We start from the raw sequence: 17,508 nt of genomic DNA, 5'->3' as shown, positions 1-17,508 counted from the left end.
GGCCACAGCTCACAAACTATCGCATCAACTAGTGGCTCTCTGCGGGTAGTTGGCCGCAAACGACGATCCACCCTGGCGGCGAATCGTCGTTCCCTGCCCTGCTCCGCAGGAGTCCGATTCCTCTCCGCCCTGAAGGACGGAGTACCCACGGAGGGAACAGATGACGACGAAGAAGCCGCTCCACACCGGTTCGCACGACCTTCCGGTCTCCTCGGCGCTCGCCGAGTTCCTCATGGGGAACTGGGAGTCTTCGCCGCGGACCGATCCGCCCCCGCAGTCGATCGCACCGTGGGCGGCCAAGCGGCGCGACCGGCTGTCCGCGCGCTTCCCCGGTGAACGGCTCGTCGTTCCCTCAGGCGTCCTCAAGGTGCGCAGCAACGACTGCGACTACCGGTTCCGGCCGCACACCGCGTTCTCGTACCTGACGGGTGGGACCGAGCCGGGCAGCGTCCTGATCCTCGAACCGACCGCCTCTGGTCACGAGGCGGTGCTGCACGTCCGCCCGCGATCCCCGCGCGACACCGGGGAGTTCTACCGCGACCGCCGCTACGGCGAGATCTGGGTCGGCCGCCGCGCCACCCTCGACGAGGCCTCCTCGCTGCTCGGCGTGGCGACCCAGGGCCTCGACGACGTGCCCGCCCGGCTGAACGGCGCGCGGCCGACCCGCTTGCTGCGCGGCGTCGACCCGGAGATCGACGCGCTCCTCGACAGCACCGGCCGTAAAGAGGCCGACCTCGAATTCGCCTCGTTCCTGTCCGAGATGCGCCTGGTCAAGGACGAGTGGGAGGTCGAGCAGCTGCAGATCGCGGTGAACGCCACGGCGGCCGGATTCACCGACGTCGTGCGCGCACTGCCCGAGGCCGTCCGCCATCCGCGCGGCGAACGCTGGGTCGAGGGCATCTTCGGCCTGCGCGCCCGCCTGGAGGGCAACGGCCTCGGCTACGAGACGATCGCCGCCGCCGGAGCGCACGCGTGCGTACTGCACTGGATCGCCAACGACGGTCCGGTCCACCCCGGTGACCTGCTGCTGCTCGACGCCGGCGTCGAGTCGGACACGCTCTACACCGCCGACATCACGCGCACCCTTCCGGTGAGCGGCACCTTCACCGCCGCGCAGCGCGACCTCTACGACCTCGTGCTCGCCGCGCAGGACGCCGGTATCGCGGCGGTCCGGCCGGGCGCGCGCTTTCGTGACTTCCACCTCGCCGCGATGCGGGTCATCGCCGAGGGGCTGCACTCCTGGGGCCTGCTCCCGGTGACGCCGGACGAGGCCCTTGAGCCCGAGAGCGGTCTGTTCCGCCGCTACACGTGGTGCAGCAGCGGGCACATGCTGGGCATGGACGTCCACGACTGCGCCGCGGCCCGTGCCGAGCAGTACCTGGACGGCGTCCTGGAGGCGGGCCACGTCCTGACCGTCGAGCCGGGCCTGTATCTCCAGCCAGACGACCTGACGCTGCCGCCGGAGCTGCGCGGCGTCGGCGTGCGCATCGAGGACGATCTGGTCGTCACCCAGAACGGCGCCCGCCTCATGTCGTCGGCGCTGCCGCGCACCGCGTCGGCGATCGAGACGTGGATGGGCGAGCTCCTGGCCTGACCCCGCGTCCCAAGGCGCGGGCGTCGCCTTAACCGGCCCTAGGAACGCGGCAGACGGAACGTCTGCGCCGCCCACGCCTGGAAGTGCGCCGACCGCGTGATGAGGTCGCGGTAGGACGCGTGCGCGGAGCTGAACAGTGTCTCCGTGATGTCCTCCGTGACCTGGTCGCGGCGCCATGCGAGCAGATAGCGGGTCCACAGCGGTGTGCCGGCCAGCGGTTTGACGATCACGCCCTGGTTCGGCCGGGTCGTAGCCTGCACGATGGAGACGCCGAGTCCCTCGGCGATCATGTCCTGGAGCTGGAGCCGGTCGCCGAGGTATTCATGGACGGCCGCGGGCGTGAATCCGGCTGCCGCGCAGGCCGCGTAGAACACGCCCGGCCAGCCGGCACCGTCGTCGGGGGTCAGGAACCAGGCTTCGTCGGCGAGTTCGGCGAGGGGGACCTCCATGCGGTGCTTGAGGCGGTGGCCGGCGGGCAGGGCTACGAACGCGGGTTCGTTGACGATCTCGCGGTGCGCCACGGCCGCGGAGTGCCGCAGCTCCATTCCGGGGTAGTCCGCAGCGATCGCGGCGTCCAGCTCGCCCTTCTCCAAGTGCTCGACTATCTCCGACGACGGGTAGACGCTGCTCACCGTCAGCGTGAGATCAGGCCTCCGGCTGCGTATACGGACGACCATGCCGGACAGGACGGGCGAGTTGGTCGCCGCAAGGCGCAGGGCCCGGGGTGCTGCGACGCCGTCCCCTGCCGGACGGCGCCTGATGGCATCCGCACGGGCCAGAATGTCGCGCGCCTGAGTCAGGACCTCAAGGCCGTACCGGGTCGGCTCGACTCCCGACGCGGTGCGCACGAACAAGTCCTCACCGAAGAGCCGCTCGATCCGGCGCAGTTGGGTGCTCATCGCCGGCTGCGAGTACTTCAGGAGTGCCGCGGCGCGCCCCAGGCTCCCGGCGTCGGCGATCGCACACAAGGTCCGCAGATGCCGAAGCTCCAGGTCCATCGTCCGGGCTCCTCGTCTCGACGCGCCTGCCGTCCGCGGTCACCGGGCGACTCTAGCGGTGGTTCATCGCAGGGTCAGTGAACCGTAGCAACGACCAGGAACGGGCCGGAGAAGGGTGCGTCGGGACGCTGTCGTCTCTTCATGCTCCAAGAGGGGTGAAGGCGTTGAGTTCGTACATGTGCATCGGGCCGTGGCCCTGCTCGGCATCGGCCGCCTGCGCAACCTCGCGCTGATCGGATGTTCGGTGCAGAGACAGCCCAGCTCCTGTTGGCGGTTGGGACAGCCGGTAGGGATGCGAGACAGCAGGATGTCGCGTAACCATCGCAGTGCGGCGCGAGCAGGCGTGCCACAGACTTCCTGGGTGATCGTTTTGCAGCCCGTCCTGGAGATCCCTCCGCTCTCGGCCGTGCTCTAGACCTGCCCGCACCGGTGATACCGCCGAACCTGTAGGGCTACGTGCCGGCGCACTATCTCGGATTCACCTGATTCCTCCGTGATGGGCCGGACAGAACCTGGGCCAGCACTCCCCCCAGCGCGGAGTCCCTCCGCTTCTGGCTGCCAAGACCGCTAGGCTGACATCTGCGGGGCATGCTTTCGCCGCCGCCGGTCCGACCCTGTGAATTGGGCAGAACGAAAGACCAGGACATGATCGAAAAGGCATCGGATGCCACCGCGCGATCCCGCTGGGCCCCGGCGCCGGATCAGCTGCCTGGTGATCTCACCGAGCTCATCGGTCCCACCCAGGGCACGGTCGTCCTCCCTCTTCACCTGGCGTGGTCGGGGCTGCGCGCATTCGATCTTAGTGACGAGAAACTGCTGCTGGGGATGTACCGAATCGTCTTGCTCAACGGCAGACGCGAGGACTACACCTGCTATCTCGACGCCGCACAACTGATCGCGCATTGGCCGATCCTGCGCAAGATGCTCGGCCGCGGTGTGCGCACCGCGTGGGAGGACCGCTTCGCACAGTTGCAGCCGGCAGCTGCCGCGTGACACTGCCCGGCCTGCCCGACCACCACCGCCGCCTGCTCGCCGACGCACTCACGGCCGGGCGCCCGTTCGGACTTGCACTGATGGGAGGCTACGCGGTTCAGGCGCATGGCATTGTCCACAGGCCCAGCCAGGACCTCGACTTTGCCACAGAGCATCCGGCAGCGATGCACTAAATCATCGAACAGCTGGTACTCGGCCTGAGCGAGCGAGGCTGGCAGGTCACTGTTATCGACATCGCTCCGCTGAAAGCTCGCTTCCTCGCCACCGATCCGGCGACCGGGGCTGCATGCGAGGTGGATCTGCTCAAGGAGGTGCTCTGGCGTCGCCCTGTCCTGCTGGACGTCGGGCCGGTACTCGCCCTGGACGACCTGATCGGCACGAAGGTGCGAGCGTTGGGAGACCGTGGTCTGGCTCGTGATGCCATTGACGTCCACGCTGCCCGGCACCTCTACAGCGCCGGAGAACTGGAAGGCCTGGCCGCACGGCGCCCGGAGGAGTTCGATCTGCAAGAGCTCCATGACCGGCTGGAAAGCCTGGAATGGATCAGCGATGCGGAATTCGAGGCTTACGGACTGGACGCGGCTGATATCACCGGGATTCCCGGAGGATGCCCTGGCCTTCAGGCCGGGGAGGAATCCGGTTTCCCGCGGAGCGGGGCAGGGGAAGCCGGATCGCCGCTGGGCGATCCGGTGTCCGGCCGGGGAGCGGTGAGGGCGACCTCCAGGAGGTGGAGGATTTCGGAGTTGAGGGACCGCCGGTCCGCGGTGGCGCGGGCGGTCACCTGTTCGTGTAGGTCTGCCGGGATCCGGAGTGAGAAGCGAATCATGACGCTACGGTGGCATCATGACAACGCCAATGGAAGCCGACGGGGCTGGGCGTGCCCGGTACACCTACCGGCTTCGCGTGTCGTCGAGTGCCCGTACCGCGCTGGAGGCGGAGTGGGCACGGTGCCGGTGGATCTGGAACGAGTGCGTCGCCAAGTCCAAGGCGGTCCACCTGCACAACAAAACCACCGGAGAGAAGCGGACCTGTGGCCCGGCGCAGCTCGACAAGATGCTGACCGGGGCGCGGGAGCGTACGCCGTGGCTGCGTGAGGGCAGCTCGGTTCCTCAGCAGCAGCTGATCCGGGACTTCGGCAAGTCCCGCGCGAAGGCGCACAAGGACATCCGGGAACGCCTGCCTCAGTGGCAGCGGGCTGGTATGCCGGGGTGGAAGAAGAAGCGCGAGGCCTTGCCGACGCTGAACTACACCCGGCGCGGGTTCCGGCTGAGGGACGACCGCCTGCATTTGGCGGGTGGGATCGTGCTGACGGTGGTGTGGTCGCGCGACCTGCCGGGCGAACCTTCCTCGGTGCGCGTGTACCGGGACAGCGTCGGGCACTGGTACGCATCGTTCGTGGTCCGAGCCGAAGTGCAGCCGCTGCCAAAGACCGGCCGGGTGCTCGGCGTGGACTGGGGCGTGAGGGAGACCGCGACCACCACCTCCAACGCACACGACCTGCCGCACGCCCAGCACGGCCGCAAGGCGCAGGCTGGGCTGACCCGTTACGACCGGATGATGGCCCGCCGCCGGCCGAAGAAGGGGCAGGCCGCCTCGAAGGGCTACCGCGAGGCGAAGAAGTGGCGGGCGAAGACCTACGCGAAGATCGCCCGGCAGCGGCAGGACACCGGCCGCAAGTGGGCAAAGAAGGCCGTGACCGACCACGACGCCATCGCCGTCGAGGACTTCCAGCCGAAGTTCCTCGCCAGGTCCTCGATGGCGCGCAAAGCGGCGGACGCCGCGATCGGCGCCACGAAGAAGGCCCTGATCGAGATGGGCCGCAAGCACGGACGGGACATCCGCCTCGTCCATCCTGCACACACCACCATGGACTGCGCATCGTGCGGAGCGAGAACCAAGCACGCACTGCCGTTGTCCGAGCGCACCTACACCTGCACCGCGTGCAAAGTCGTCTCCCCCAGAGACAAGAACTCCGCCCGCGTGATGCTCGTCCGGGCAGGCCTGAACCCGGCTGGTACCGAGGGCGTAAGACCACCGGGAGCGCTGCTCCCAGAGGCAGCCTGAGCCAGGAATCCCCGCTCAGCCCCGAAGGAAGGAATCCCCTCCCTTCAGGGAGGGGAGCAGTCAATGAGCTACGGAACTGGGCGCAGGAATGGCTGGATGATGTTGCGCAGCGACTCGCTGAGCCCTACACGGAGCCGAACGAGTAACGGCGGTAGTCGGCATCCAAACCGCCCTACCCTCATTTCACAGGAGCGGTGCCCCGCCAACGCGCCGCCCCTGCGGGCCGAATGGCCCCCTATACAAGGATCGCTGTCCGGGGGAAACGAGGGGACGGCTGGCATGCCGTGGTTCCGCACACGCGGAGATGATCTTCGTCACCGAACCGGCCGCATCCAAGCTCCAGCAACTGCTCTACCCAGCACCCTCCTGGACACCGGCAATCCGGCACCAGTCCCTCGTGCGAACTCCGCTCCCCTACCGTCCGTGCTGCCGACGGGGTAGATCACGTCGCTGGCGATGACGGCGAATTTCGCTCCCTGACTGGCCTTCAGGAAGCCGGGGGCGACGGCGTATTGGGGATCGTCCCCTTCGCCGGTGTCTCCCGATGACCGAAGCGGTGAACCGTAGCAACGATCCAGGAACGGGCGGGGAAGGGTGCGTCACGACGCTGTCGTCTCTTCGTGCTTCAGGAGGGGTGAAGGCGTCGAGTTCGTACATGTGCATCGGGCCGGGCCGAGAGGTGGCGCCTGCCTGCGGCACGGCGGTGAAGGAGTTCGACTGGCCGGGGGTGAGCTGCGAGGCCGTCGTCGCCTGTCCGGGACCCCGCGTGTCCGGGGACAGCCGGTCCTCCGGCTCTGACCGACTGCATCTCCCCTCCCCCGTTCACCGGCTTCGCCGTGTGAGGGGCGTTGTGGTGGGGCCGTGCCGGCCGTGGTTCGTATCGGCGGTGACCGCAGAGGGCGGGGGTCGCGTCGCCGTGTTCGTCGCCGTTCGGGGCGCGGGGCCCGGCAGGCTGCGCGGGGACCGCTCTGCGGCCGGGGTGGACGGCCCTGTCGGAGATAGGCAGGCTACCTGTTAATATTTGTCAGGTGGCCTGCTCATCTCCGCCGGGATCTCCCCAGCAGGCCTGCCCCGTCGCGGAAGGTCCCGGAGGAAGGAGCCGCGCCGTGCCGTCTGCCGGTGACACCCGCACTCCGGGGCGGATATCCGAGGCCGGAGCGCCCCGTGGCAATCCCTTCGGTGCGCGCTTTGTGGCGCCGCTGTACCTGGGGGCCTCGCTCAACCCGGTCAACAGCTCGATCATCGCGACGGCGCTCGTCGCCATCGCCGCGGCCCTGCACATCCCCGTCGGGGACACCGCGATCCTGATCTCCAGCCTCTATCTCACCAGCGCGCTGGCCCAGCCCGCCGCCGGGCGTCTCGCCGAGGAGTTCGGGCCCCGGCGGATCTTCGTGGCCGGCATCACGCTGGTGCTCGCGGCCGGGATCGTCGGCTCGCTGGCCCACTCGCTGACGGCACTGATCGTGGCCCGGGTACTGATCGGCGCGGGCACCTCGGCGGGCTACCCGGCGGCGATGCTGCTGATCCGCCGCCGCGCCGAACAGGCCGGCCACGCGGCCCCGCCGCGCGAGGTGCTCGGCGGTCTGTCGATCACCGGCGCCGCCACCGTCGCCGTCGGCCCCGCCATCGGCGGACTGCTGATCGGCTGGGCGGGCTGGCGCGCCGCTTTCTGGATCAACATCCCGGTCGCCGCCATCGCCCTGGTCCTGGCGCTGGCCGGGATCGCCCGGGACCCCGACCCGGTGCGCTTCGGCTCGCCCCGCGCTCTCGCCTCCCGCATCGACCTGCTCGGCATGCTGGGCTTCGGCGGCTCGCTCACCGCGCTGATGATCTTCCTCGACGCGCTGCCGCGCCCGGACTGGGCCGCGCTCGCCGCCGCCCTGGTCCTCGCCGCCGCCCTGGTCGGCTGGGAACTGCGCGCCGCCCAGCCCTTCCTCGACGTACGGCTGCTCGTCGCCAACGGCGCCCTGACCCGTACCTACCTGCGCAACGGCCTGACCCTGATGGGCACGTACGTGATCCTGTACGGGCTCACTCAGTGGCTGGAGGTGGCCCGCGGCCTGTCCGCCTACCAGGCCGGGCTGATGCTGATGCCGATGGGTGTGCTGACCGCCCTGGCCGCCCGGGTGGTGTCGCGGCGGGCGGCGGTGCGGCTGCCGCTGATCGCCTGCGCGGTCCTGCTGCTCGTCGGCGCGGTGGCCACGCTGTTCGTGGGCAGCGGCACCCCGATGGCGGCGGTCATCTGTGTCACCGCGGTCTTCGGCCTGACCTCCGGCGCCGGGACGGTCGCCAACCAGACCGTCCTCTACCAGGAGGCCCCCGCCGCCGCGCTGGGCACCGCTTCCGGACTGCTGCGCACCTTCGGCTACATCGGGTCCATCGCCTCGGCGGCGATCACCGGCACCGCCTTCCACCGCGGCGTGAGCGACAGCGGCCTGCACTCCATAGCGTGGGTGCTGGTCGCGATCTCCGCTCTCGTCCTCGTTATGACCGTCCTCGACCGGCAGTTGGCCCGCGCCGACCGGCACCACACGAACCAACCCCCGGCCGGGGCCCGGAATCCGGGCCCCGCGCCCAGCGCAGAACCCACTCGCGCAGAACCCTCTCGCACAGAAAGCCGATCCACTGACATGACCACTGGTACGCACACCACCCCCGCCCTCGACCCGGCCCGCACCGCGCTGCTGCTGATGGACTTCCAGCCCGTCGTGCTCGGCGTCGTGCCCGACCCGCAGGGCGTGCTCGCCCGCGCGGGCGAGGCACTGGCCTGGGCCCGCGCCCACGGGGCGCACGTCGTCTTCGTACGCGTCGCGCTCACGGAGAAGGACGCCGCCGCCGTGCCCGCCCGCAACAAGACGTTCTCCCAGGCCGCCGCGGCCGGGTACCTCACCGACGGCACTGCGGCGACGGCGGTGCACGAGTCCCTGAAGGCCGAGGAGGACGATCTGACCGTGCGCAAGACACGGATCAGTGCCTTCGCCAGCGACACCGACCTGCGCGCCGAACTCCGCGCCCGGAACGTGGACACCCTGGTCCTGGCCGGGCTGTCCACCAGCGGCGTGGTGCTGACCACCCTGCGGCAGGCGGCCGATGAGGACTACCGCCTGTTCCTCCTGGCCGACGCCACCGCAGACCCCGATCCGGAGGTGCACCGGGTGCTCATGGAGAAGGTCTTCCCCCACCAGGCCGAGATCATCAGCACCACGGACCTCGCCGCCCTGAGCACGGCAGCGGGGTAGCCGGCACGACGCCGGGCGGCCCTCGGTACTGGTGGGGTCTCGTATTCAACTGCCGCCAGATCTCTGCGGAGCCCAGTCTCGGCTGTCACCGTCAGTGATATCGGGCAACAGCGTGGTTCGAGCCGCGCCCGGGTGTCTCAGCAGTTGGCGCTGTAGCGGATACACCCGGGCGAGGGGGCGTGGTCGGTATCCCACTGGTGCTGTGTGGCCCCCAGTATCAGGCCAGCCAGGAGAGCCACCAGCAGGTGTGCGATCGCCGTCCAGGGGGCACGGAACAGTCCCGCGAGTACTGCCACGATGAGTACGGCGACCAACAGCACCCACACCCGATTGATGTGCGCGAGGGTTGCCGCGTCGACCTGCGCCTTGTCGCCTTGCGCCGCCCATACCTCCATGCCGAGGCCGAACATCCAGTCCAGCACCAGCCACGCGGTCTCCAGTAGGAACAGCGGTATCGCGAGGGCAACGTCCGCGCCCAGGCGTGTTCGGTGCGCCCAGGGGCGCCAGCGATTCGGCGCCGGAAGGGGATTCGTCATGGCTGCAGGGTGCCGAGCCTGGCGGTGACACGCATGAGTACGCGTACCCAATTCCGGGTCGGCGTAGAGGCAGGGGGTGAGTGACTTCGTTTCGGCCGAACCCGGTCTCGGTACGAGTGGGTCTCGTATTCAACTGCCGCCGCCCCCCGAGGAACCCGGCTCGCTGGTGACCTTGCGTGATCGCCAGCGGCGTATCTCCATGTCCCGCCGGTCTCTTTGATGAGGCGGCTGGTGGTCTTGTCGTGGTAGCCGAGAGCGTCCGCGACAACGGGGCCGGGTAGTTCAAGGAGTTGCTGCCGGATGGCGGCGCCGCGGGCAGCAGCGGCCGGAACCCCGACCTCGTTCAAGAGCGCGGACAGATGGTCGGGGCGAAACGGCTCGCCCGCCCGGCAGCCGGGGAAGAGCCAGGGGGATGCCGGGTGGAGGACCAGCTCGGCGCCCTCGGCCTGGCGCTGAACGCCGTGGTGCTGTGGTGCTGTGGTGTGTGGTGCTGTGGAACAGCCTCTGCCTGGACCGGGCGGGCGAGCAACTCGCCGCCGACGGCTTCCCCGTCACCGGCGACCTGCTCGCCTGCCTCTCACCGCTCCAGTTCGATCACATCAACTTCCTCGGCCGCTACGTGTTCTTCCGCCCGCAGGAGGCCGGCCGCAGGCCGCTGCGCGAACCCTCGACCGGCGAGGAGGACGGCGGCGAGCGGTAGGAGCGCCGATCACGCGAGGGAAGGGCTGCGCGGATGGCCGCCTTCGCGAAGGCCGCAGCCGGATGGCGACGGCATTTCCTGGCGGCCCTGGTATAACCGCGCATCGCGCGGTCCGACGCTTCACGGGATGAACTTCACCTCTGGGAAGGCCGTACTCGGGCCGTCGAGCAGACGCTCCCTGCGGTGGCGCAGGTGCAGGTCGAAGAACGCGAGCGGGTAGGCCTGTTGGATCCGTACCGCCCGGGCCGGATCGAGGGTGCCGATCATGTCCTGGATCTGCTGGTCGGTCATGCCGAGGATCTTGCCCGCTTGCGGGATCAGCGTCACGTTGTCGCCGTATGAGGGGTGGATGGCCCCGTCGGCCTGGATGTCGAGCCGCCAGCCGCGAAGGTGCGTCCAGAACTCGGCGACGTCCGGCATGGCGTCCCGGGTGAACACGGCGGTCATCATCATGAACGGCCGGTCCAGGTCGGCGGTGATGGTCGGCTGCATCGGGCCGTCGAGGCTGAGCCCGGCACGGACGCGCTGGTCGGCGAGCATGGTGAGCGCGGTGGCGGTGCCGCCCTTCGACCAGCCGAACGCGCCGATGCACTGCGGGTCGAGGGCGCCGAGGAGGCCCTGGGGCAGTGGCTTGCCGTCGACGTCGGGGTTGCGCCCGGCGGCGAGCCCCTCCACGCAGTCGAGCAGGAACCGGAGGTCTGCGGCGAAGTCCCTCGGGTACATCGGGACGTCGGCCGGGGTGAGCACCCTGCCGTCGGGGAACTCGGTGAACGTGTCGTGGGTGTGGTCGACGGTGACCACGGCGTAGCCGTGGCTGGCGAGTTCCTGGACCAGGATGGTGTGGTCGCCGCGGTGGCTGCCCGAGCCGTGCGAGTACACGATGACGGGCAGGCGGTGGCCGGCATGGTGCACGGGTGCGCCCACGTGTGCGGCGGTGAGCGGTCCGAGGGCGGGGTCGAGGGGGAAGCCGGCGTCCGTCAGGAGCGCCCGCAACGCGCCCTCGGTCATCCAGGGGGCGCGCGGCAGGCCCTCCGCCCTGCGGGCGGGGTACCAGACGCCGGCCATCAACTCGCGGTGATGCCCGGGACCGGCCACGGGATCGGGACGTGAGGTGTCGACGAGGTGGAGCGGCACCGTGCCCACGGGGTGCGGCCCGGTGGGCCTGGGCAGCGTGAGTCGAGACGAGCCAGGGTCGGTCGGAGCCGCCCACGCCTGGCGCGCTGCGCTGATCGGCACGGCGGCCCCGACCCCCGCCGCCAGCGCGGCTGCGAACATGCGACGGCGCGTCAAGTCCGTCGTGGTGACCGATGTGATGCTCACGTGTCCTCCCCAGGTTTCTTGGACGGTGTTCGGCGTGCTGTCCGGGTCCGCCGGACGTCGGCGGGAGCCGCTCACGGCTCACCACGGCTTGCAGGAGTCCAGATCAGGACTCCGGGGCTGAACTGCCTTGCTCGATCTGGTGGATGAGCCGCTTGAGCTGGGTGACCTCGTCCTGCAGGGCGCGGTCGCCGGCCGGGGTGAGGGAGAGCCAGGTGCGGGCACGTTTGCCCTCGTAGCCCTTCTCGATCTCGACCAGTCCGGCCTTCTCCAGGACGGCCAGGTGCTGGCTGAGATTTCCGGCGGTGAGTCCGAGCGCCGTGCGCAGGAAGCCGAACTCGACCCGGCGCGCCTGGTGGGCGACGGTGAGGATGCCGAGGCGGACACGCTGGTGGACCACGTCGTCCAGGCCGGTGACGGGGTGCGGGGCGGGCTGATCGGTCATGAGACGTCGCGCTGACGGGACAGCTCGGCCAGAGCGAAACCGAGCGCGCCGAGCAGGAGCAGCACACCGGGTACGCCGTAGCGAGGCACGGCGGACCAGTGCGAGGTGAACGGGATCCCCGCCCAGCCGGTGGTGAGCGGCACCAGCTCGATGGCCAGGTACACCGCGGTGAGTAGCAGCAGGGTGCGGCTGCGTTCCACCCAGGCCAGCACCAGCAGCGGCAGCCCGACGGCTGTGGCGTTCCCGGTGAGTCGGTGGAGGAACGCCGTCACCCCGGAGGCGGGGTCGAGGTGCAGGCCCCAGAAGTCGATCGGGGCGCCGGGCTGCGGCATCCCCTGACGGATGCTCCAGATCTCGGTGGCGGTCACCAGGCCGACCAGGGCGATCCCGGTGAGGATGTACGGCCGGACCGGGGTGCCGACGCCGCGGTTGCGGGAGCGGCGGATGTAGAAGAACGCCGTCGCGGCGTAGGCGAGGGCGAGCCCGATGGGCCAGTAGACCGGCGAGCCCTGCGTGACCTGCGTGACCTGGGTGCAGCCGGTGCCTGCCGCGGGGGCGGTCGCCGGGCAGGGCACGGTCTCGACCTTGAAGGTGAAGCGGCTGACCAGGATCCCGCCCAGCGTGAGCACGCCCAGCAGCAGGAGGGGAAACCAGGCGCCGCGCTGCGCGGCACGGACCCGGCGGGTCAAGTCACCAAGGCCGGCGAGGACTTCGTGGGGAGTGCCCGGAGAGGGCACCGATGCGTCTGCCATTGCATCAGCTTTGCATCACAAACCAGTTGGGGCAAGAGATCCGTGTGTACTCCAAGCTCAGGCCGGGGGAATCCGACGGTCCGAGGTCGGCCCCGCCGGCTTGCGGTGATGCCCGGGTGATGCCCGTGGGCTGCCAAGTTCTCGTTCCGGCACCTGCAGACGCGCGCCGATAGAGACACCGGCTTCAACAAGCCACCGATTCCTGAAGGCCGGCTGCCGACCTGCCTGAGCACCCCTCAGGGCCTTCACCGAGATCCGCATCGGCTACGCACGGGTGTGTGTCCACCGGCGGGCAGAAGCCCGACCGCCAGATCGACGCCCTCACCGCCGGCGACACCCTGGCGGTTCCCGCGCTCGACCGCTACGGCCGATCCCTCAAGGACCTGGTGAACACGGTCGGCGAACTGCGGCGCCGCGAGATCGGCTTCTCCTCACTGCACGAGCGCCTGGACACCACCACCCCCGGCGGCCGGCCCACCGTCGCCACTCCCACCCTCTACAACCACGTCCCCGACCTGCAGGAACTCAGAGCCTCCGGGCGCGTGCCGAAGCAGTCCACTACCGGCTGACCGCTACCGCCGAAATCCGGTCCGCGCTCCTCCCCGCGGGCCTAGACGGTCTCGGAGTCCGCCAGGCGATTCATGATCTCGGCTGCCTTGTCGAGCGTCCGGCGCTCGGGGGCTCGAAGCGCGGACCCGATCACCTCGGCCAGCCACGCCTCACGGGCCGCCGGGATCCGCTCGGTCAGCGTCCGCCCGGCCGGAGTCGCGCTCACCAGGACCTTGCGCCCGTCGTTCGGGTCCTTCGCGGTGGTGATCAGCTCACCGGCGCGCAGCGCGGCCACGGTCTCCGCCATCGACTGCCGCCGCACGTGCTCGGCCTGCGCGAGCTCGCTCACGGTCATCGGACCGTCCGTGACGATCCGGTGCAGCGTGGTCAGATGCGACCAGTTCCACGGCAGGTCGTCGATCGGCGCCTCGGTGCGCAGCCGCGCGCGCAGCCGCGTCATCGCCCGCATCAGCTCGACGGCGGTGCCCTCTGGCGGAACCGGTTCGCTACTCACCAAGCCAGCATATTGCAGGGCGAAGATGCCCTGACCAGGGACGGGAACCGGGAGAGGCGGATCCCCGGGCGGGCGGACCCGATGCCCCTTCAACAGCCTGCCGGACAGGCCCGGTTGCCCGTACGGAGCTCACCTGTTCAATGGCGGGTCGGTGCCCACGTCGGCACCGGCCGAGGCAACGGCGCCCCTGCCCGTCCTGCGATGCACCGCCGGCAGCTGAGTAGGTGTTTTCATCCTGCGGTCGAGTTCATACCGGTCAGAGGCAACGCCGTCCTGTGCTGGGGCCCGCGTTGCATGGAGTGCTCGCTGGGCATCGGCGAGAGATACTCATGGGTCCCTCTGTCCGATGCCAGCTGGGAGTTGATAGAGCCCGCCCTGGCGGGCCGAGCGCAGGGGCAAGGGCCTGGACATCGGGCGCCCGCCGCAGCACGATCTGCGCCGGATCATGGAAGCCATCCTGTATGTCGACCGGACCGGCATCCCCTGGCGGTATCTGCCGCACGACTTCGCGCCGTGGAAACCGTCTACGGATACTTTGCCGCGTGGCAGAAGGACGGCATCTTCGACCAACTCGACGGCCTCCTGCGCCGGTTGGTATGCGAAGCCGAAGGCCGGGACGCCGAACCGAGCGCCTGCGTACTGGACGCCCAGAGCATCAAGACCTCCGCGAACGTGCCGGCCGCGGGTCAGGGCATCGACGCAGGCAAGTAGATCGCAGGCCGCAAGCGCCATATCGGTGTCGACACCCTCGGCCTGCTGCTGGCCGTCTGGGTCACCGCCGCCAGCGTCTCCGACAACGTCGGCGGCATCCATTTGCTCTCCCGGATCGCCGCCGCGAACCCGCGTATCACCAAGGCCTGGACCGACACCGGCTATCGCACCAAAGCCGTCGACCACGGCGCCCGCCTCGGTATCGACGTCGAAGCCGTCCGCCGGGACCCTGCCGCGAAGGGATTCAAGGTGATCCCGCGATGCTGGGTCGTCGAGCGCACCTTCGGCTGGCTCATGCACCACCGCCGCCTCGCCTGCGACTACGAGACTCACCCGCACCGCTCCGAAGCCATGATCCGCCTCGCGACCCCGAACTGGCGCGACACCTGACTCCGAACCAAACACTATCCCCAGGACAAACGCTCTTTCAGCGTTGTGTGCGTGAGGCCATGGCCGCGCGCAGTGCGTCCGCGTCGAGAACCGGGCCCCAGGCATCCATCGGATCGATGCTACGGCCGTCGACCAGTGGTCCGGCGTCGACAACGTCGAAGCCGATCTGGTCGATGAATTCGGTGACGGCTCGCTTTGCTTGGTCGTCGTCGCCAGCGATTGGTATGGCGCGTCGGTGAGGTGTTCCTGGCGGGCGGGCGTGCTCGATGATGTGGGCGGCCATGATGGCGTTGAAGGCCTTGACGACGCGTGCGGTGAGGTGTGCGGCGAGTATTTCGCTTGCCGCGGTGTCTGCGTTGTCTATGGCGGGGACCTGTCCATCACGTGGAGCGAAGTAGTTGTTCGCGTCGATGACGATCTTGCCGGCCAGGGGTTGCACCGGAATCTGCAGCACGTTGCGGAACGGGATCGCCACAACGACCAGGTCGCCGGCCGCGCCGGCTTGTTCGGGGATTGCAGCACGTGCACTCGGGCCGAGCGCGTCGATCAACCGGGTGAGGGTGTGTGGGCCTCGGGAGTTACTCATCACGACGTCGTGGCCGGAGGCGATCGCCTGTCGGGCAAGGGCTTGTCCGATGTTGCCGCTGCCGATAAAGCCGATGACGGCCATGATTGTCTTCCTCCGTAGGTGAACTGCAGTGAGCCGCCCGAGCAGGCTCGGACCGGGCCGCCTGCTCCGGTCGGCATGGCCGGAGCAGGCGGCCCGGTCCGAGCTCGTCGGCCGGATCTGCGGACGACGTCGAGTGGTCAGGGAGTGAGGACGAGCCGGCCTCGCAGGCCACCCTCCGCGAGGCGTCCGTGGGCCTGCGCCGCCTCTTCCAGTGCGTAGGTCTGGGCGACCCGAAGGGCGAGGGCGCCTGAGGTGGCGAGGTCGGAGAGGGTGGTGAGCATCGCCGCGTCGGGGGAGACCTGGGTCAGCCTTACCCGGATGCCGCGCTCCGCCTGTGGCAGGGCATCCATCCGGGTGGTGACGAAGGTTCCGCCGTCCCTGACTGCCGCGATGACGCCGAGCGTGGTGGTGTCCAGCACAGCGTCCACACCGTGCGGGTAGAGCCGGCGCACCGCTGCGGCGGGGTCGTCACTCGCGGGCACGAAGGCGTCGGCGCCGAGGACGCTGGTGACGAAGTTCTCGTCGTCGGCGAAATCGCTGGCGATCACCGTCAGCTTGCGCCGCTTGGCCAGTTGCACTGCGTAGCCGCCGACCGCACCGGCCGCGCCGGTGATGAAGACGCTCTGCCCTTCACCGAGGCCGAGAAGCTCCACCGATTGCGCGGCGGTCAGGCCGTTCAACGGGATGGTGGACGCGTGCACGGCGTCGATCCCGGTCGGCGCGTGGGCCAGGGTGTTACTGGGCACAATCGTGTACTCGGCCTGGGCCCGCACGACACCGGTCGCGCCCTGCACAATCGCGATCACGGGCGTACCGACCTCCCACGCCGCGCCGGGGCCCACGGCGTCGACTGTACCTGCCACGTCCCAGCCCAGCCCGAAGTGACTGCCCTGCGCGGGAGCCGGAAACAGACCGCTCCAGGCCGCCACATCAGCCGGGTTGAGGGCAGCGGCATCCACCTTGATACGTATCTCGAACATCCCCGGCTCAGGAAGGTCGACATCCGCCACCTCGATGACGTCCGGTGCGCCGACAGACCGGTAAACAACTGCTCGCATGATCTTCGCTCTTCCGTTTGCGAATTCGAACGCCACGAACGCTAGGTGGGTTACGATCGATTCGTAAGTAGGCACTTTTTAGTGCGCTGCGCTCCTGACAGGAGAGACGGATGACCACCAAGGCGAAGCCGGCGCGCCAGATCGAGCCCGGCACGTACGAGGCATACATGCACGACTGCCCCGCGGTGGCCTTGCTCTCGACGATCAGCAACCGGTGGGTCAGCCTGACGATGTGCACCCTCGGGTCATACGGCGACGCGATGCGATACAGCCACATCAGCCGCGAGATCCCAGGCGTCAGCCAGAAGATGCTCACCCAGACCCTGCGCATGCTCGAGCGCGACGGCATGGTGAAGCGGACGGCCACACCGACTGTGCCCGTACGCGTCGACTACGAGTTGACCCCGCTCGGGCAAGGCCTGTACGGCCTGCTGTCCCAGGTACGCGACTGGGCCGCCGACAAGACCGACGAGGTCGACGAGGCACGAGCCCACTACGACACCCGGAAGACCGACCAGTAACGACAACAGACGCCCCCGTGCGGGCTGCCCGCCTGCGCCCGAACAGGATGACCGACCTCGCCGTCAGCGATCATCACAGGGCTCGGACAGTTATCACTGCAGGTCAGGGAGCATATCGATACTCGTGTATGACGTCGCCGAGGACGTGATTGGCTGCCGCCTTCCACGTCGTGCACGGCGGCGGGGGGGCACTGGTGGGCTGCGGACGGCAACTGGTCGCAGTTCGGCGGGGACGATGCTCGTTGCCGTGCCGGAACTCGGCGAGGGACCTGCCGGGCGTGGATTTCGTCCTGGATCATGACGTGCTCGAAGCCTCACGCCGGATGCTGCCGAGGACTCTCTCGCCGTGGGCGCTTATCCGAGGTGCCCACGGCGCGCGCTCATGCTCTCGGCATCGAAGACCGCATCGAAGGCCTCGCCCTACCTGTCGCCGCGGCCGCGCAGCAGGAACCGCTCC

16 protein-coding genes and 2 pseudogenes are annotated in these 17,508 nt (G+C 69.3%); 8 read left to right on the top strand and 10 right to left on the bottom strand.

Annotation, left to right across the window (positions count from 1 at the left end; genetic code table 11):
* The first annotated feature begins 160 nt into the window (after positions 1-160).
* Complete coding sequence (locus AQJ27_RS39860) at positions 161-1,594, top strand: aminopeptidase P family protein (protein WP_067380181.1); 1,434 nt, start codon at positions 161-163, stop codon at positions 1,592-1,594.
* A gap of 38 nt (positions 1,595-1,632) precedes the next feature.
* Here AQJ27_RS39860 and AQJ27_RS39855 read toward each other — a convergent pair whose 3' ends face one another.
* Positions 1,633-2,592 carry a LysR family transcriptional regulator gene (locus AQJ27_RS39855; RefSeq protein ID WP_067380178.1) on the bottom strand — a complete coding sequence of 320 codons (960 nt, stop codon included), beginning with the start codon at positions 2,590-2,592 and terminating at the stop codon, positions 1,633-1,635.
* 645 nt (positions 2,593-3,237) lie between these two features.
* Between AQJ27_RS39855 and AQJ27_RS39850 the strand changes: the two genes are divergently transcribed.
* On the top strand, positions 3,238-3,585 hold the full coding sequence (locus AQJ27_RS39850) for a hypothetical protein (RefSeq protein ID WP_067380175.1): 348 nt from the start codon (positions 3,238-3,240) through the stop codon (positions 3,583-3,585).
* Positions 3,586-4,204: 619 nt separating this feature from the next.
* Here AQJ27_RS39850 and AQJ27_RS60580 read toward each other — a convergent pair.
* On the bottom strand, positions 4,205-4,411 hold the full coding sequence (locus AQJ27_RS60580) for an Arc family DNA-binding protein (protein ID WP_067380172.1): 207 nt from the start codon (positions 4,409-4,411) through the stop codon (positions 4,205-4,207).
* Positions 4,412-4,428: 17 nt separating this feature from the next.
* Here AQJ27_RS60580 and AQJ27_RS39840 point away from each other — a divergent pair, with 17 nt between their 5' ends.
* Positions 4,429-5,649: an RNA-guided endonuclease InsQ/TnpB family protein gene (locus AQJ27_RS39840; protein WP_067380169.1), complete on the top strand. Its 1,221-nt coding sequence runs from the start codon at positions 4,429-4,431 to the stop codon at positions 5,647-5,649.
* Between the two features lie 395 nt (positions 5,650-6,044).
* Here the strand turns inward: AQJ27_RS39840 and AQJ27_RS60970 are convergent.
* Positions 6,045-6,191 (bottom strand): annotated as a pseudogene (locus AQJ27_RS60970) (metallophosphoesterase); the annotation flags it as partial.
* A 564-nt stretch (positions 6,192-6,755) separates the two neighbouring features.
* Here AQJ27_RS60970 and AQJ27_RS39835 point away from each other — a divergent pair.
* Positions 6,756-8,888: an MFS transporter gene (locus tag AQJ27_RS39835; RefSeq protein WP_079065588.1), complete on the top strand. Its 2,133-nt coding sequence runs from the start codon at positions 6,756-6,758 to the stop codon at positions 8,886-8,888.
* 137 nt (positions 8,889-9,025) lie between these two features.
* On the opposite strand, the gene AQJ27_RS39830 is transcribed toward AQJ27_RS39835, so the two are convergent.
* Positions 9,026-9,424 (bottom strand): DUF6234 family protein, encoded by a 399-nt coding sequence (locus tag AQJ27_RS39830; protein WP_067380163.1) that lies wholly within the window; start codon positions 9,422-9,424, stop codon positions 9,026-9,028.
* A gap of 412 nt (positions 9,425-9,836) precedes the next feature.
* Here AQJ27_RS39830 and AQJ27_RS39825 point away from each other — a divergent pair, with 412 nt between their 5' ends.
* Positions 9,837-10,124 carry a Tn3 family transposase gene (locus tag AQJ27_RS39825; protein ID WP_107120712.1) on the top strand — a complete coding sequence of 96 codons (288 nt, stop codon included), beginning with the start codon at positions 9,837-9,839 and terminating at the stop codon, positions 10,122-10,124.
* 120 nt (positions 10,125-10,244) lie between these two features.
* Here the strand turns inward: AQJ27_RS39825 and AQJ27_RS39820 are convergent, their stop codons facing one another.
* The 3 genes from AQJ27_RS39820 to AQJ27_RS39810 form a co-directional block, all read right to left on the bottom strand.
* Positions 10,245-11,444, bottom strand: a complete 1,200-nt coding sequence (locus tag AQJ27_RS39820; protein ID WP_235613990.1) for an alpha/beta hydrolase family protein — start codon at positions 11,442-11,444, stop codon at positions 10,245-10,247.
* A 103-nt stretch (positions 11,445-11,547) separates the two neighbouring features.
* A complete protein-coding gene (locus AQJ27_RS39815; RefSeq protein WP_067380157.1) occupies positions 11,548-11,886 on the bottom strand; it encodes a winged helix-turn-helix domain-containing protein in 339 nt (112 codons plus the stop codon).
* Entirely contained in the window at positions 11,883-12,638 is a 756-nt protein-coding gene (locus AQJ27_RS39810; protein ID WP_159064512.1) for a hypothetical protein, read from the bottom strand. Before AQJ27_RS39810 ends, AQJ27_RS39815 begins: the two co-directional genes overlap by 4 nt.
* Positions 12,639-12,916: 278 nt before the next feature.
* Here AQJ27_RS39810 and AQJ27_RS39805 point away from each other — a divergent pair, with 278 nt between their 5' ends.
* The gene (locus AQJ27_RS39805; protein WP_067380150.1) at positions 12,917-13,207 is read left to right on the top strand and encodes a recombinase family protein; all 291 of its coding nucleotides are present in this window, start codon (positions 12,917-12,919) and stop codon (positions 13,205-13,207) included.
* Between the two features lie 41 nt (positions 13,208-13,248).
* On the opposite strand, the gene AQJ27_RS39800 is transcribed toward AQJ27_RS39805, so the two are convergent.
* Complete coding sequence (locus AQJ27_RS39800; protein ID WP_121413793.1) at positions 13,249-13,701, bottom strand: MarR family winged helix-turn-helix transcriptional regulator; 453 nt, start codon at positions 13,699-13,701, stop codon at positions 13,249-13,251.
* 294 nt (positions 13,702-13,995) lie between these two features.
* Here AQJ27_RS39800 and AQJ27_RS39795 point away from each other — a divergent pair.
* Positions 13,996-14,802, top strand: a pseudogene (locus AQJ27_RS39795) (IS5 family transposase).
* A 37-nt stretch (positions 14,803-14,839) separates the two neighbouring features.
* Here AQJ27_RS39795 and AQJ27_RS39790 read toward each other — a convergent pair.
* Entirely contained in the window at positions 14,840-15,472 is a 633-nt protein-coding gene (locus AQJ27_RS39790) for an NADPH-dependent F420 reductase (RefSeq protein ID WP_067380144.1), read from the bottom strand.
* A gap of 137 nt (positions 15,473-15,609) precedes the next feature.
* Positions 15,610-16,605 (bottom strand): NADP-dependent oxidoreductase, encoded by a 996-nt coding sequence (locus AQJ27_RS39785; protein WP_341866137.1) that lies wholly within the window; start codon positions 16,603-16,605, stop codon positions 15,610-15,612.
* A gap of 35 nt (positions 16,606-16,640) precedes the next feature.
* On the opposite strand from AQJ27_RS39785, the gene AQJ27_RS39780 reads away from it, so the two are divergent.
* Positions 16,641-17,051: a winged helix-turn-helix transcriptional regulator gene (locus AQJ27_RS39780; RefSeq protein WP_067380138.1), complete on the top strand. Its 411-nt coding sequence runs from the start codon at positions 16,641-16,643 to the stop codon at positions 17,049-17,051.
* Positions 17,052-17,508: the final 457 nt, after the last annotated feature.

Source organism: Streptomyces olivochromogenes, assembly GCF_001514115.1.
Classification (GTDB): Bacteria; Actinomycetota; Actinomycetes; order Streptomycetales; family Streptomycetaceae; genus Streptomyces; species Streptomyces olivochromogenes.
The sequence above is the reverse complement of the archived record's forward strand: the minus strand, read 5'-3'. Positions and strand labels throughout refer to the sequence as shown.

What these genes read in the sequence shown, in the direction of transcription:
- AQJ27_RS39830 (WP_067380163.1), bottom strand. Translation starts at nt 9,424, where the DNA reads ATGACGAATCCCCTTCCGGCGCCGAATCGCTGGCGCCCCTGGGCGCAC.
- AQJ27_RS39850 (WP_067380175.1), top strand. Translation starts at nt 3,238, where the DNA reads ATGATCGAAAAGGCATCGGATGCCACCGCGCGATCCCGCTGGGCCCCG.
- AQJ27_RS39840 (WP_067380169.1), top strand. Translation starts at nt 4,429, where the DNA reads ATGACAACGCCAATGGAAGCCGACGGGGCTGGGCGTGCCCGGTACACC.
- AQJ27_RS39790 (WP_067380144.1), bottom strand. Translation starts at nt 15,472, where the DNA reads ATGGCCGTCATCGGCTTTATCGGCAGCGGCAACATCGGACAAGCCCTT.
- AQJ27_RS39815 (WP_067380157.1), bottom strand. Translation starts at nt 11,886, where the DNA reads ATGACCGATCAGCCCGCCCCGCACCCCGTCACCGGCCTGGACGACGTG.
- AQJ27_RS60580 (WP_067380172.1), bottom strand. Translation starts at nt 4,411, where the DNA reads ATGATTCGCTTCTCACTCCGGATCCCGGCAGACCTACACGAACAGGTG.
- AQJ27_RS39860 (WP_067380181.1), top strand. Translation starts at nt 161, where the DNA reads ATGACGACGAAGAAGCCGCTCCACACCGGTTCGCACGACCTTCCGGTC.
- AQJ27_RS39825 (WP_107120712.1), top strand. Translation starts at nt 9,837, where the DNA reads ATGCCGGGTGGAGGACCAGCTCGGCGCCCTCGGCCTGGCGCTGAACGC.
- AQJ27_RS39855 (WP_067380178.1), bottom strand. Translation starts at nt 2,592, where the DNA reads ATGGACCTGGAGCTTCGGCATCTGCGGACCTTGTGTGCGATCGCCGAC.
- AQJ27_RS39780 (WP_067380138.1), top strand. Translation starts at nt 16,641, where the DNA reads ATGACCACCAAGGCGAAGCCGGCGCGCCAGATCGAGCCCGGCACGTAC.
- AQJ27_RS39810 (WP_159064512.1), bottom strand. Translation starts at nt 12,638, where the DNA reads ATGGCAGACGCATCGGTGCCCTCTCCGGGCACTCCCCACGAAGTCCTC.